The sequence below is a fragment of the Bordetella genomosp. 6 genome, assembly GCF_002119705.1.
Lineage (GTDB): Bacteria > Pseudomonadota > Gammaproteobacteria > Burkholderiales > Burkholderiaceae_B > Bordetella > Bordetella bronchiseptica_F.
The window spans coordinates 1,364,019-1,376,642 of record NZ_CP021107.1; the positions used below are offsets into that span (position 1 = coordinate 1,364,019).

Below are 12,624 nucleotides of genomic sequence, written 5' to 3' on the forward strand. Positions count from 1 at the left end.
GCATACTGCATGCACAGGTCGCCGCAACGACGGCGATCGTCCCCCCAAAGGAGCAGAGCATGAAGATAGTCGTTATTGGCGGCACCGGCCTGATCGGATCGAACGTGGTCAGCCGGCTGCGCCGCGATGGCCACGAGACGGTGGCGGCTTCGCCGGGCACCGGCGTCAACACGATCACCGGCGAAGGCCTGGCGCAGGCGCTGGACGGCGCCCAGGTGGTGATCGACGTGGCCAACTCGCCTTCCTTCGAGGACCAGGCCGTCATGGCATTTTTCGAAACCTCGGGCCGCACGCTGCTGGCCGCCGAGACCGCCGCGGGCGTGACGCATCACCTGGCGCTGTCGGTCGTGGGCACCGACAGACTGGCCGACAGCGGGTACTTCCGCGCCAAGGTGGCGCAGGAAGCGCTCATCAAGGCGTCCAAGGTGCCTTACACCATCCTGCGCGCGACCCAGTTCTTCGAATTCATCGAGAGCATCGTCAATGCGGGCGCCGATGGCGACATGGTGCGCCTGTCGCCCGCGCTGATCCAGCCCATCGCCGCCGACGACGTCAGCGCCGCGCTGGCGGACCTGGCCGTCGGCATGCCGCTCAACGGCACGGTGGAAGTGGCCGGGCCCGACCGCTTGCCGCTCGATGAGCTGGCGCGCAAGTTCCTCGTCGCGCGCGGCGACCGGCGGCAGGTCGTCGCCGACGTGCATGCGCGCTACTTCGGCAGCGAACTCGACGACCGCTCGCTGGTGGCGGGCGACAACCCGCGCATTGGCCCGACGCGCTTGATGAACTGGCTCAGCCGTCCCGCGGCGCGGCCATGAGGACGCGCTTTCGCCGGGCCTGTCCAGACAACCAACCGGAGCATTCCCCATGACCCAACGCCTCGACTACCAACAGCAGTCTCCCGAATTGTTCAAGAAATTCGTCGCCTTCAGCCTGGCCTTCAAGCAGTCCAGCATCGAGACGTCGATCCGCGACCTGGTCGACATCCGGGCCTCGCAGATCAACGGCTGCACCTTCTGCCTGGATATGCACGTCAAGGAGGCCACCATTCATGGCGAGCGGCCGCTGCGCTTGCACCATATCGCGGCGTGGCGCGAATCAACGCTGTTCAGCCCGCGCGAACGCGCCGCCCTGGCCTGGACCGACGTGCTGACGCGGATACCGGCCGAGGGCGTATCGGATGAGATCTACGCGCAGGTGCGCGAGCAGCTGTCGGACCAGGAGCTCTCGGATCTCACGTTCCTGGTGATGTCGATCAATGCCTGGAACCGCGTCAATGTGGCCTTCCGGATCGAGCCCGGCAAATACGACCAGGCCTTCGGCGTGGACAAGTCCGGCCTGTCCTGAGCCCCGGCCCGCAAGGAGCGAATCATGTCCCGCTTTCCACTGCTATGCCTGGCGCTGTGCCTGGCCACGGGCACGGCGGCCGCCCGGCAAGGGCCGCCCGAACCCGGCGTGACGCCGTTGATGACGCAGCCGCTGCGGGACTATCCCGGCAAGGAAGTGGCGGTCATCGTGGTCGACTATCCTCCTGGCGGCGCCGATCCCGTGCACCGCCACAATGCGCACGGATTCGTCTATGTGCTGCAGGGCTCGATCGTGATGGGCGTGCGCGGCGGCCAACCCGTCACCCTGGGGCCGGGGCAGACCTTCCATGAAGGGCCGGACGACGTGCACACCATAGGACGCAATGCCAGCGCCACCGAGCCGGCCCGGTTCCTGGTCTTTCTGTTGAAGAATCGCGGCGAGGCTATCCTGACGCCGCAGCCGTGAGGTCGCCGCAGCCTCGCGCGTCGCCATAGGCCACATCGGGCCGGGCGGGCCCGAGCACCGGATCGGATTGCATGTCCATGTCCAGTTCGAGCCGCAGCGGCAGCAGGCCCTGCCGCCAGGCGGGCCGGGCGCAAGCCGGGGCCAGCGCGGCCGCAGCCTTGAGCAGGGCGCCCAGCCAGGGAGAGAGCGGCGCCAGGCGGTAGACCAGCCGCAGCCGCAGCGTGTTGGCCTGGAAAATGTCCAGCCCCGAGCGCGGCCCGGCCCCGCCCGGCCAGCCCTGGGCCAGGCGCCGCGCGTGCTGTTCAGCCTGATAATCGTTGCGGATGCGGGGCGGGCCGCGCAGGGCCCGGTTGGCGGCGCCATGGTCGGCGAACGCCGCCGGGCCGGGCCGCAGGATATCGATGCGCCAGACCGGCAGGCCGGTGCGTGCCTGCTGGCGGCTCCAGGCATGTTGCCGGCGTGCCGCGGCCTGGCCGGGCTGGGCTGCCGCGTAGCGCGCCCGCATGGCGCGGGCAAAGGCCCGCTCGATGGCGCCAGGGTCGCCGTGCGAGGTGGCGCCGGCGCGCGCCGCCTCGATCAGCGCCAGATAGGCCAGGTGGCGCGTCTGGTGCCAATACATGGTTTCGACGGCGGCGATGGACACTGCCAGCAACAGCATGCCGGCCAGCATGAACTCGAGGGCGGCGGCGCCTGCGTGGCGCGGGAACGGGACGGCGGCGGTGTTCTCCATGGCCGCCCAGTCTGCTGGGCGCCGCCGCGCGCGTCGATTGTGGCTAGTACGCGGGCTGCGGCCATCACGGCCGGCGCGCCGTCAGTGCACCGTGGGCGGGTCCTGTTCCGGCATGGGGGCATTGGGCGCGAACAGGCCAGCGCAATCCACCTTGTCGAACTCGTAGGGTTTGCCGCAGAAGTCGCATGACACTTCGACCCGGCCCTGTTCGGCAAGAATGGACTCGACTTCGGCCTGGCCGAGCGAACGCAGCATGTTCGACACCCGCTCGCGCGTGCAGGGACAGAACCAGCGCACGGCATGCGGCTCGAACGCCATCAGGGGTTCTTCCCAGTACAGGCGGTGGATGAGCGTGTCGGTGTCGGTCGCCAGCAGTTCGGCCGGCTGCAGCGTGGCGGCCAGATGGGTGGCCCGGCTCCAGCTTTCGGCTGCGTCGCCCTGGGTGGTGCCGCCATGGTCGGGCAGGCGCTGGACCAGCAGGCCGGCGGCATGCTGCTCGTCGGCGGCAAGCCACAGCTGCGTATCCAGTTGTTCGGACGCCTTCATGTAGTGGCCCAGCGCTTCGGCGACGGTTTCGCCTTCCAGCGGCACGATGCCCTGGTAGGCCTGCTGGCCGGGCACCTTGCGCTGCGGATCCAGCACCACCATGAAGCGGCCGTTGCCGTTGGCGTTGAGCAGGCTTTGCATCGTCCCGCTATCAGGGACGGATTCCCCTTCACGGACCTTGACGGTGGCGCGTAGGCTCAGGTCCGAGCGGCACTCGACCACCAGCAGGGCCAGCGGGCCATCGCCCTGGATTTGCAGCACCAGCGAGCCGTCGAATTTGATGTTGGCGGCCAGTAGCGTCGAGGCGGCCACCAGCTCGCCCAGCAGGCGCGTGACGGCGGGCGGGTGCTGATGGTTGACCTGGGCTTGCAGCCAGGTCTCGTGCAGCCGAACCGCCTGGATGCGGACGGAACGGTCTTCGAACAGGTATTTCTTGAGCAGATCGGTCATAGTGGAATCTTAGCCGATTGCCCAGGGGCGCCGGGGCGCCCGCGACCCGTCAGCCGATGCGTTTGAGCGCGGTCTTGTAGTGCAGGCCGCGCTCGACATAGTGGCGATTGTTGGCCTGCATTTCGGCGATTTCCTCGGCGCTGAGTTCGCGCACGATCTTGCCGATGCCGATGACCAGCGAGTTGTCGGGGATGATGCGTCCTTCCGGGATGATGGCGCCGGCGCCGATCAGGCAATTGCGGCCGACCACGGCGTTGTTCAGGACGATGGCCTGCATGCCCACCAATGCGCCTTCATGGATGGTACAGCCGTGCAGCATGGCCTGGTGGCCGACCGTGACATTGGGTCCCACGGTCATGGGGCAGCCGGCGTCCACGTGCAGCACGCTGGCTTCCTGGATGTTGGTGCCGCTGCGCACCAGGATGGGCGCATTGTCGCCGCGGATGGAGACTTGCGACCAGATGCTCACGCCGGCCTCCAGGGTGACGTTGCCGATGATATCGGCGCTGTCGGCCAGATAGGCGCTGGGGTCGATGGCGGGGATCAGGTCGTCGAGCTGGTAAATCGGCATTGCGAAGGTCTTCAGGAGTGAACGCCGCTGGCGCGTTCGGCCTCGCGGCGGCGCAGTACGGCGCGCTGGATCTTTCCGGTAGTGGTCATGGGCAAGGCATCGACGTATTCGATTTCCTTGGGATATTCGTAGGGGGCCAGGCGGTCGCGCACGTGTTCCTGCAGCACCTGGGTAATGCTGTCCGGATCGCGGCCCTGGTACTCGGGCGTCAGCACCACATAGGCCTTCACCAGGGCGCCGCGCTCGGCGTCGGGCTTGGGCACGACCGCGGCATTGGCCACCGCGGGATGGCCAAGCAGGCAGTTCTCGATTTCGCCCGGGCCGATCCGGTAGCCAGCCGACTTGAACACATCGTCGGCTCGTCCGGCGTACCAGAGGTAGCCGTCGGCGTCGATGCTGGCCAGGTCGCCCGTGCGGCACCAGTCGCCGGTGAACTTGGCGGCGGTGGCGGCCTCGTTGCGCCAGTAGCCCAGGAACAGCACCGGGTCGGGGAACCCGTGGATATCGAACCGGTTGAGCGCCACCTCGCCGGTTTCGCCCGGCTTGACCGGTTGGCCCGCCTCGTCGATGACGGCGACCCGGTGGCCCGGATAGGGCCGGCCCATGCTGCCGGGGCGCGCCGGCCAGCGCCGGTTGCTGTTGCCCACCACGTAGTTCAGCTCGGTCTGGCCGAACATCTCGTTGGGCGTGATGCCCAGCGCCTGTTCGCACCACGCGAACACGGTTTCGCCCACGCTTTCTCCGGCGCTCATGATGCTGCGCAGCGCCAACTGGTAGCGGCCGCGCGGCTCGGGCACGGACTTCATCATCATCTTCAGCGCGGTCGGGAACAGGAAGGTATTGGTGACCTGATAGCGCTCCATCAGCTCGAAGGCGCGCTCCGGCGAAAAGCGTCCGCGCGTGCCGACGATGGGGTGGCCGAAATACAGGGTCGGCAGCAGGGCGTCCATCATGCCGCCCGTCCAGGCCCAGTCCGCCGGCGACCAGAAGACGTCGCCGGGCCTGGGGAACCAGTCCTGCGACGCGACGAACCCGGGCAGGTTGCCGATCAGCACGCTGTGCGGCAGCAGCGCGCCCTTGGGCGCGCCGGTGGTGCCCGAGGTGTACATCAGGATGGCCGGGTCGGACGCGCGCGTGGCCACCATCTTGAATTCGCTCGGCTGGCGCGCCAGCAGGCTGCGCCAGGGCAGCACCCGCTCGTCGGCGAAGCCGATGCCGATGATCTGGTGCAGGTTGGGGCAGTTGTCGCTGATGGCCAGCAGGTTGGCGCTGGAGGCGTAGTCGACGATGGCGATCCGCGCCTCGGCATCGCGCAGGCGCGACTCCAGCGCCTCCGGGCCGAACAGGGGCGACAGCGGCAGCACCACGGCGCCGACGCTGTAGATCGCCATATGCGCGACGACGGTCTCCGGACGTTGTCCCAATACCACACCCACGCGGTCGCCGCGCTCCACGCCCATCTTCACCAGGCCGTTGGCCAACTGGTTGGCGGCTTCGGCCAGGCGCGCGTAGGTCCAGACCTCGCGGTTGCCCGCTTCGTCTTCGTAGTAGATGGCGATACGGCGTGCGTCCGGACTGCTGGCGGCCCAGCGGTGGCAGCAGGCGTCCGCGATATTGAACTGGGTCGGAACCAGCCAGCGGAAGGTTTGGTACAGCGCCTCGTATTGGTCGTTCATGGCCCTATGGTCTGAGCTCGGTGGCAACGATGGGATGGTTGGCGTTGCGAGGAGCCGGTTGCCCCAACTGCAAGCATGACTGAGAGGGCCGTGAACTGCAACATCCCCGTATCCCTAACGGGGACGTATAAGGGTTATTACGGGTGGCGGCCCTGGCGGCGCAAGGCCGAGGGCAGGGCGGGCAGGGTCAGCGAGCGCCGCGGCCGGGCCGCCGCGGGGTCGTTGCCGCGTTCGGCCATGCAGGCGGCCCAGTCCAGCAGCTGCAGCTGGCCTTCGTGGGTTTCGCCCAGCGCCGAGAGGCTTTCCACCCAGTCGCCGTCGTTGCAATAGAGGATCCCGTCGACCTGGCGCAGCGCCGGCTGGTGGATATGGCCGCATACCACCCCGTCCAGTCCGCGCCGGCGCGCTTCGCCGGCCAGCGCCTCCTCGAAGTCGGTGATGAAGGCCACCGCGTTCTTCACCTTGTGCTTGAGGTATTGCGACAGCGACCAGTAGTGCAGGCCCAACCGGTGGCGCAGGCGGTTGAAGTGGTGGTTCAGCCACAGCGCGGTCTGGTAGAGCGAGTCGCCCAGGTGGGCGAGCCATTTGCTGTGCTGGATGACGCCGTCGAACTGGTCGCCGTGCAGCACCAGCAGCTTGACGCCCTGGGCCGTGACGTGGATGTCCTCGTCCAGGATCTCGATGTCGCCGAAGGCAAAGCCCGCGAATTCTCGCGCGAACTCGTCGTGGTTGCCGGGTACGAACACCACCCGGGTACCGTTGCGCGCCTTGCGCAGGATGCGCTGGACCACGTCATTGTGGGCGCGCGGCCAGTGCCAGTGCTTGCGCAACTGCCAGCCGTCCACGATGTCGCCCACCAGGTACAGCGTGTCCGAATCGTTATGGTCGAGGAAATCGAGCAGGAATTCGGCCTTGCATCCGGCCGTTCCCAGGTGAATGTCGGAAATCCACAGCGTGCGCCAATGCGTGGGATGGATCTCGGTCACGGTCGTTTCCATTCGGGCTGTCATTGCCCAAGGATGAAACCACCCCCCGATGACGCCTCCGTGAACGAACCGTGACGGCGTTGTGACGCTATGTCCCCGCGACGGCGCGCGCGGCGCGCGGCGGGGCGTTGCGCAACCGGGTGCCCAGCAGCCGGTCGTGCAGGAACTGGCCGTCCGGATCGACCCAGCTCCACGCGAAAATGGCGAACGGCGCCAGCACGATGAACATGTCGACCGAGCGCCAGCCCGTCAGCGACGAGGCCAGCCACACCAGCGCGGCGGCCCCCAGGGGCAGCGGCCACGCCAGCACGTAGCGCAGGATCAGCCGCGGCGTGGAGGGCGGCTGGCCGTCGCGGTCGACCAGGCGGATGTTCCAGGTCTTCATCGGCAGGGTCTGGCCGCGACGCCGCCAGCACAGCACGAAGTACAGGCCGATCACCAGGAACAGCCAGACCTGGCGGCCGTCGCGCAGCATCAGGCCGTGCTTGCTCTGGGTCAGGGTGTCGAACAGGTAGCTGGCGATGAAGACGACGCCGAACAGCAACACGCCTTCGTACATCATGCAGGCGAAGCGCCGCAGGCGGCTGGGAGTCGACTGGAGGTCATGGGTGGCATTCATGGGCCGGTATTATCCAGCAAGCCAGGATCCCGGCCAAAAAAAAACCCGCTGGTTTAGAGCGGGTCTTAAAAGGGGCTTTGCAGCCCCCAAGGGGAAAACGGTAAGGAAAACGGAAAATCGTTGCTTCTTGCGCTCGGGCCTGTTCAGGCGGCCGAGTGGGCGGCCTTGGAGCCGCTCTTGCCGGCGACCGACTTGATGCCGTCGGCCAGCTTGCGCAGCCCGGCAGCCAGCGCGCGCATCGGGCGCGGGCGGAACTGGTCTTCCATGGCTTGCAGCATCAGTTGGCGTTCGAGTTCGTCGGTCAGGCGGAAGGTATTCGGGTTCATCGCGGTAGGCTCCAGGGCCAGTGCATGTGTTCGTGCTACTAGGGTTAACCCCGATTATAGGGTTAACCCTGAACGCATGCAAGCCCGTGGTGCAAAGTGCGCGATGCCTGTGGTGATAATGCCCCAATTCGGCGCAACGGGGGCGCCAGCCATGACGATAGTGGGGCATTGTTGCGGCGCTTTTACAACGCCGCTGCGCCACGTGCCGGCGACTATGCGGGCTTGCGGTAGCTGGCGGGCACCAGTTCGAAGCCGAACAGGCGGCAGTCCAGCGCGCCGTTGTGCAGCGGCACGCGGCGCAGCGGCTTGAGGCGCAGGCGCTGCGGCAGCGTCATGTCGCTGGAAATCACATGCAGCTGCCAGCCGGCGAACTGGCGCTTCAGGCACGCTGCCCAGTCGCGCCACATTTCGGAGTCTTCCTCGGTTTCCATACGCTCGCCATAGGGCGGGTTGGTGACGATCCAGCCGTGGTCGGCCGGCGCAGCCAGGTGGCGCGCGTCGCCCACTTCGAAGCGGATGGTGTCGGCGGTCAGCCAGGCGCGTTCGGCGTTGGCCTGCGCGTATTCGATGGCGCGCGGATCGAGGTCGTAGCCGAACAGCGGGGTCTCGAGCTGGGTCTGGATGCGCGTGCGGGCGTCGGCCTTCAGGTCCTGCCAGCGGCGCGCGTCGTGGTTGCGCAGGCGCTCGAAGCCGAATGGCCGCGAGATGCCGGGCGGCACGCCCAGGGCGATCCAGGCCGCTTCGATGAGAATGGTGCCGCTGCCGCAGAACGGATCCAGCAAGGGTTCGGCCGGATCCCAGCCGGCCAGCGCCAGCATGCCGGCGGCCAGGTTTTCGCGCAGGGGCGCCTCGCCCTTGTCCAGCCGCCAGCCGCGCTTGAACAGGGATTCGCCCGAGGTGTCCAGGTACAGCGTGGCCGTGGTGCCGGACAGGAACAGGTGGACGCGGGCGTCGGGCCGCACGGTGTCGATGTCCGGCCGCGCGCCTTCGATCTCGCGCAGCCGGTCGCAGATGCCGTCCTTGGCGCGCAGGTTGCAGTACTGCAGGCTCTTGACCGGGCTTTTGATCGCCGAGGTATCGACGCGCAGGGTCTCGTCCGGACCGAACCAGCGCTCCCAGGGCACGCTGCGCGCCAGGTCGAGGATATCGTCCTCGTGGCCGATGTCGGCCTGCGCGACCTGGACCAGGATGCGGGTCGCCAGCCGCGAATACAGGTTGGCGCGCTGCACGCCGGCCCAGTCGGTGCTGAAGGCGCAGCCGGCGCGGCCCGGACGGGCATCCTCGAAGCCCAGCGCCTGCATTTCGGCGGCCAGGGCTTCCTCGATGCCCTGCGGGCAGGGGGCGTATACGGCGAAGACTTCGGCTTCGCGCGGGACGCGCGGGCGGCGGCGCGGGGCGTCTTCGTGGTGCGCGGCGTCCTGGCGCGGCGCTTTCCGGCGCGGCGCGTGCTCGTCCTGCCAGGCGCGCGCCGCGCGGGCCGCGCGGTCGTCGCGGCGTCCAGGCTGCGGCGCGTCGGCGGCCGCGTCCCGCGATTCGGGCGCTCGCCGCGGCGCGTGCTGCTCCTTGGCGCGCTCCATCTGCGCCACCAGGCGCGCGCGGGCGCCGGTGCGCTTGCGCTTGGGCGCCTCGTCGCCGGCCGTAGGCGCGGCCGGCGCGGTTTTCTTGATCGTCAGCGTCTTGCGCGGACGCGCTTTATCATCGGTGGGCATACGGGTTCAGGCCATCGCTGGCGCGGAAATCAAAAGGGTTTGACGACAACCAGCGTGACCACGATCAACAGCAGCACAACGGGGATTTCGTTGAACCAGCGATAGAACTTGTGCGTGCGGGCATTGCGGCCCTGCTCGAACTTGCGCAGCATGACGCCGCAGGCATGGTGGTAGCCGATGATCAGCAGCACGAACAGCAGCTTGGCATGCATCCAGGCATTGCCCGGGCCGGTGCCGATCCGGTAGCCCACGTACAGCCAGAGACCCAGCACGATGGCGGGGATGGCCAGCAGCGTCGTGAAGCGGTAGAGGCGGCGCGCCATGCCGAGCAGACAGGATTGGATCGCCGGATCGGACTGCTGCGCCAGGTTGACATAGATGCGCGGCAGGTAGAACAGGCCGGCGAACCAGGCGGCAATGAACACAATGTGGAAAGTCTTGACCCAGAGCATGGAGAGCGCGTCCCTTGCGTGAAACGCCACATTGTATTGCAGGGCCCATGGCGGCGGGCCGGGCACGCCCTCAGATCACGTAAAGATCCACGTACTCGTTGACGGGCATGGTTTCCAGCTTTCGCTGGTCCAGCGAGGCATCCAGGATGCGCTCCTGCTGACGGGCGGGGAAGACGCGCGTCAGGTTGGCGCGGAATTTCGCTTCCAGCAGCGGGAGACCGTCGGCGCGGCGGCGGCGGTGGCCGATCGGGTACTCGCAGACGATTTCATCCAGGCTGGAGCCGTCGTTGAATTCGACCGTCAGCGCGTTGGCGATCGATCGCTTGGCCGGATCGTGGTAGTCCGCCGTGAACGCCGGGTCCTCCATGCACACGATGCGGGCGCGCAGCGCGTCGATGCGCGGGTCGCGGGCGATGCCGTCCTCGTAGTCGGCGGCGGTCAGGCGGCCGTACAGGAGGGGCACGGCCACCATGTACTGGATGCAGTGGTCGCGGTCGGCGGGGTTGTTCAGCGGGCCCTGCTTGTCGATGATGCGGATGCACGCTTCGTGGGTGCGGATCGTGATGCGACGGATATCGTCGGCCGACTTGCCGCGCGCCTTGAGCAGCGCATGGATCTCCATGGCGCATTCCACCGCGGTCTGCGCGTGGAACTCGGCGGGGAAGGAGATCTTGAACAGGACGTTCTCCATCACGTAGCTGCCGTAGGGCCGCTGGAACTTGAACGGCCGGCCCTTGAACAGGACGTCGTAGAAACCCCAGGTCGGCGCCGTGAGCGCCGATGGGTAGCCCATTTCGCCGGTCCGGGCGATGAGCGCCAGGCGCACGGCGCGGCTGGTGGCGTCGCCCGCGGCCCAGCTCTTGCGGCTGCCGGTGTTGGGCGCGTGGCGGTAGGTGCGCAGGCTCTGTCCGTCGACCCAGGCCAGCGACACCGCGTTGAGGATTTCCTCGCGCGACAGGCCCAGCATGCGCGCGACCACGGCCGTCGAGGCAACCTTGACCAGCACCACGTGATCCAGGCCGACCTTGTTGAACGAGTTTTCCAGCGCGATGCAACCCTGGATCTCGTGCGCCTTGATCATCGCGGTCAGTACGTCGCGCATGGCCAGCGGCGGCTTGCCGTTGGCCACGGCGTTGCGCGACAGCCAGTCGGCGGTGGCCAGTATGCCGCCCAGGTTGTCGGACGGGTGGCCCCATTCGGCGGCCAGCCAGGTGTCGTTGAAATCCAGCCAGCGGATCATGGCGCCGATGTTGAAGGCGGCCTGGACCGGGTCGAGCTGGAACTGGGTGCCCGGGACTTTCGCGCCATGCGGCACGACCGTGCCCGGCACGATGGGCCCGAGCAATTTCCGGCAGGCCGGGTACTCCAGGGCTTCCATGCCGCAGCCCAGCGTGTCGATCAGGCAGTTGCGCGCGGTTTCGTAGGCCAGGTTGCCCTGGACCTCGTAATCCAGCACATAGTCGACGATATCGGCCAGCGCCGGATCCCAGGCGGGGCGCTGGTTGAAGGGGATGGTGGCGTGGCTCATCCTCCTCCTCCCTGTAGTCAGAGCGTTTCGGCCGGTACGCGGATATGGCCTTCCATCAGTACGCGGGCGCTGCGGCTCATGACGGCCTTGGTGACCTTCCACTGGCCGTCCTCCAGGCGAGCCTGGGCGCCTACCCGCAGCGTACCCGAAGGGTGGCCGAAACGCACGGATTCGCGTTCGCCGCCGCCGGCGGCAAGGTTTACCAGCGTGCCGGGCACGGCGGCCGCCGTGCCGATCGCGACCGCGGCGGTGCCCATCATCGCGTGGTGCAGCTTGCCCATGGACAGGGCGCGCACGCGCAGGTCGATGTCGCCGGCCCCGACCTGCTTGCCGCTGGAGGCCGTATAGGCGGCCGGCGGCGCCACGAAGGCGACCTTGGGCGTGTGCTGGCGCTTGGCCGCTTCCGCGACGTCGGCGATCAGGCCCATGCGCAGCGCGCCGTGGGCGCGCAGCGTCTCGAACATGGCCAGGGCCTTGGGGTCGCCGTTGATATCGTCCTGCAATTCGCTGCCGGTATAGCCGACGGCCTGCGCGTCGACGAAAATCGTCGGGATGCCGGCGTTGATCAGCGTTGCCTGCAGCGTGCCGATGCCCGGCACCTCGAGGGTGTCGACCACGTTGCCGGTGGGGAACATCGCCCCGCCTTCGCCTTCGCCCTCGTCGGCCGGGTCGAGGAATTCCAACTGCACCTCGGCGGCCGGGAAGGTGACGCCGTCGAGCTCGAAGTCGCCGCTTTCCTGCACCTGCCCGTCGACGATGGGGATATGGCCCAGGATGGTCTTGCCGATATTGGCCTGCCAGATTCGCACCACGGCGGTGCCGTTGCGCGGGACGCGGTCCGGGTCGACCAGGCCGCTTTCGATGGCGAAGGCGCCCACCGCCGCGCTGAGGTTGCCGCAGTTGCCGCTCCAGTCGACGAAGGCGCTGTCGATCGAGACCTGGCCGAACAGGTAGTCGACGTCGTGGTCGGGGCGCTGGCTGCGGTCCAGGATGACCGTCTTGCTGGTGCTGGAGGTGGCGCCGCCCATGCCGTCGATCTGCTTGCCGTACGGATCGGGGCTGCCGATCACGCGCAGCAGCAGCGCATCGCGCGCCGGTCCCGGCGCCTGGGCCGCGGGTGGCAGGTCCTGCAGGCGGAAGAACACGCCCTTGCTGGTGCCCCCGCGCATGTAGGTGGCGCGGACCTTGAGTTGGGGAAGGAAAGCCATGTCTTCGATTCCTTGCGGGGCTGGGGCGGCGCCGCGCGGGCGCCGCCGTAGGA

General features: G+C 68.0%; 14 protein-coding genes. 3 read left to right on the forward strand and 11 right to left on the reverse strand.

The features are described from left to right. Window positions 1–59 precede the first annotated feature (59 nt). Genes CAL11_RS06490 through CAL11_RS06500 form a run of 3 tightly spaced genes read left to right on the forward strand, consistent with a single transcriptional unit; the run spans window position 60 to window position 1,770 of the window. Window positions 60–815 (forward strand): SDR family oxidoreductase, encoded by a 756-nt coding sequence (locus tag CAL11_RS06490; protein WP_086092453.1) that lies wholly within the window; start codon window positions 60–62, stop codon window positions 813–815. A gap of 49 nt (window positions 816–864) precedes the next feature. Next, on the forward strand, window positions 865–1,344 hold the full coding sequence (locus CAL11_RS06495) for a carboxymuconolactone decarboxylase family protein (RefSeq protein WP_086092454.1): 480 nt from the start codon (window positions 865–867) through the stop codon (window positions 1,342–1,344). Window positions 1,345–1,368: 24 nt separating this feature from the next. Next, window positions 1,369–1,770, forward strand: coding sequence for a cupin domain-containing protein (locus CAL11_RS06500; protein ID WP_086092455.1), 402 nt, complete (start codon window positions 1,369–1,371; stop codon window positions 1,768–1,770). Here CAL11_RS06500 and CAL11_RS06505 read toward each other — a convergent pair. The 11 genes from CAL11_RS06505 to prpF all read right to left on the reverse strand — a co-directional run bounded on the left by CAL11_RS06505 (window position 1,748) and on the right by prpF (window position 12,571). Next, window positions 1,748–2,500, reverse strand: a complete 753-nt coding sequence (locus CAL11_RS06505) for a TadE/TadG family type IV pilus assembly protein (protein WP_086092456.1) — start codon at window positions 2,498–2,500, stop codon at window positions 1,748–1,750. The genes CAL11_RS06500 and CAL11_RS06505 overlap by 23 nt on opposite strands. Before the next feature lie 81 nt (window positions 2,501–2,581). Then, a complete protein-coding gene (gene hslO / locus CAL11_RS06510) occupies window positions 2,582–3,496 on the reverse strand; it encodes an Hsp33 family molecular chaperone HslO (protein ID WP_086092457.1) in 915 nt (304 codons plus the stop codon). Between the two features lie 49 nt (window positions 3,497–3,545). Continuing rightward, entirely contained in the window at window positions 3,546–4,067 is a 522-nt protein-coding gene (locus CAL11_RS06515) for a gamma carbonic anhydrase family protein (protein WP_015065144.1), read from the reverse strand. 11 nt (window positions 4,068–4,078) lie between these two features. Then, entirely contained in the window at window positions 4,079–5,743 is a 1,665-nt protein-coding gene (locus CAL11_RS06520) for an acyl-CoA synthetase (RefSeq protein WP_086092458.1), read from the reverse strand. 137 nt (window positions 5,744–5,880) lie between these two features. After that, a complete protein-coding gene (locus tag CAL11_RS06525) occupies window positions 5,881–6,753 on the reverse strand; it encodes a UDP-2,3-diacylglucosamine diphosphatase (protein WP_086092459.1) in 873 nt (290 codons plus the stop codon). Window positions 6,754–6,817: 64 nt separating this feature from the next. Then, window positions 6,818–7,348, reverse strand: a complete 531-nt coding sequence (locus tag CAL11_RS06530; protein WP_015065147.1) for an RDD family protein — start codon at window positions 7,346–7,348, stop codon at window positions 6,818–6,820. 143 nt (window positions 7,349–7,491) lie between these two features. Continuing rightward, window positions 7,492–7,674, reverse strand: a complete 183-nt coding sequence (locus tag CAL11_RS06535) for a hypothetical protein (RefSeq protein WP_003813674.1) — start codon at window positions 7,672–7,674, stop codon at window positions 7,492–7,494. 212 nt (window positions 7,675–7,886) lie between these two features. Then, a complete protein-coding gene (locus tag CAL11_RS06540) occupies window positions 7,887–9,383 on the reverse strand; it encodes a THUMP domain-containing class I SAM-dependent RNA methyltransferase (RefSeq protein WP_086092460.1) in 1,497 nt (498 codons plus the stop codon). 29 nt (window positions 9,384–9,412) lie between these two features. Then, the gene (locus CAL11_RS06545) at window positions 9,413–9,835 is read right to left on the reverse strand and encodes a CopD family protein (RefSeq protein WP_010930898.1); all 423 of its coding nucleotides are present in this window, start codon (window positions 9,833–9,835) and stop codon (window positions 9,413–9,415) included. A 70-nt stretch (window positions 9,836–9,905) separates the two neighbouring features. Beyond that, window positions 9,906–11,363: a bifunctional 2-methylcitrate dehydratase/aconitate hydratase gene (locus CAL11_RS06550; RefSeq protein ID WP_086092461.1), complete on the reverse strand. Its 1,458-nt coding sequence runs from the start codon at window positions 11,361–11,363 to the stop codon at window positions 9,906–9,908. Between the two features lie 17 nt (window positions 11,364–11,380). Next, the gene (prpF, locus tag CAL11_RS06555; RefSeq protein WP_086092462.1) at window positions 11,381–12,571 is read right to left on the reverse strand and encodes a 2-methylaconitate cis-trans isomerase PrpF; all 1,191 of its coding nucleotides are present in this window, start codon (window positions 12,569–12,571) and stop codon (window positions 11,381–11,383) included. Between the last annotated feature and the right edge of the window lie 53 nt (window positions 12,572–12,624).